This window comes from Streptomyces sp. (genome assembly GCF_031178505.1).
Taxonomy (GTDB): Bacteria; Actinomycetota; Actinomycetes; order Streptomycetales; family Streptomycetaceae; genus Streptomyces; species Streptomyces gulbargensis.
Map to the genome: position 1 here is coordinate 1 of NZ_JAPSIW010000658.1, position 1,100 is coordinate 1,100.

At 77.6% G+C, this 1,100-nt stretch carries 2 protein-coding genes; one reads left to right on the plus strand and one right to left on the minus strand.

Going from position 1 to position 1,100, the window contains the following annotated elements:
* A partial coding sequence (locus tag RIF68_RS29950) for a hypothetical protein (RefSeq protein WP_309054416.1) occupies positions 1 to 672 on the plus strand: 672 nt, incomplete at its 5' end.
* Between the two features lie 142 nt (positions 673 to 814).
* On the opposite strand, the gene RIF68_RS36575 is transcribed toward RIF68_RS29950, so the two are convergent.
* A partial coding sequence (locus tag RIF68_RS36575; protein ID WP_375165757.1) for a DUF6104 family protein occupies positions 815 to 1,100 on the minus strand: 286 nt, incomplete at its 5' end.

The following is a 1,100-nucleotide window of genomic DNA, read 5'->3' on the forward strand; positions in this document are numbered from 1 at the left end:
CCCGAGGGCACCCCCTGGCTCCACGGCGGGGAACCCGTCGAACGCGTCGTCAGCGGCTGGGCCACCGCCCTCGCGGTCGCCGCCACCTGGCCCGTCCTCGCGCTCTGGTGGGACGGCGAGCGCGCCGGGTTCGTCCTCGCCGCGGGGTTCCGGCGCACCGTCGGCTACACGTGGCTCGCGGACGGCACGCCCGCCGGCGAGGACGAGGCCATGCGGACCTTCGCGGACCGCCTCGGCCTCGACCCCGTCCTGGACGTGCAGGACCTCGAACCGCTCACCGCCCCCGACCCGGACGCCCACGGCCCGGCCCGGCTCGTCGGCCTCGTCGCCGTCCTCGCCCGCACCGGGCTCGCCCTGCCCCCCGGGGTCGGCCCCGGTGAGGACACGGACCGGCTGCGCTCCGCCGCCCTCGCCCAGGGCGCCGAACAACTGGAGGGCGGCGGCCTGCGCGACGCCGTACGCGCCGAACTGGACATCGTGGAGGACGGCCCCCTCGGCCCCTACCTGCGGGGCCCCCGGGCGCGTGCCCTCGCCGCCGCGCAGCTCGCGGCGGGCGTACCGCTGCTGCTGTGGGCCCTGCGCCGCCGCAGCGGCGCCTGGGCGACGGCCGGGACCGTCCTCGTCGCCCACGGCGCCCTGGGCCTCGCCTACGACCGTCTGCGCGCCGACTGACCGGCGCCCCGCGCGCGGAGCCCCGTACCGGCTCCGTACCACCCGAACGAGCCCACGCACGCGTGGAGCCCGCACCGAAGCTGCCGCACCGACGCCCCGTCGTACCGGGCCCCGCCGCCCGGCGAAGGCCCCCCAGGGGCCTCTACTCGTCCTCGTCCTCGTCGTCGAGACGGGCCAGCCAGGTCGCGAGGCGCTCGACCGGCACCTCGAAGTCGGGGTTGAGGTCGACGAAGGTCCGCAGCTGCTCGGCGAGCCACTCGAAGGTGACCTCCTCCTCGCCGCGCCGCTTCTCCAGTTCCTCGATGCCACGGTCGGTGAAGTACATACGCCCAGGATAGGCCGTACCCCCGGCGCGCCCTGTGCCCCCCGGAGGCCGGCCGGGAACGCCGGAGGTCCGGCACCCCCGAGAGGGGTGCCGGTGGCCAGGG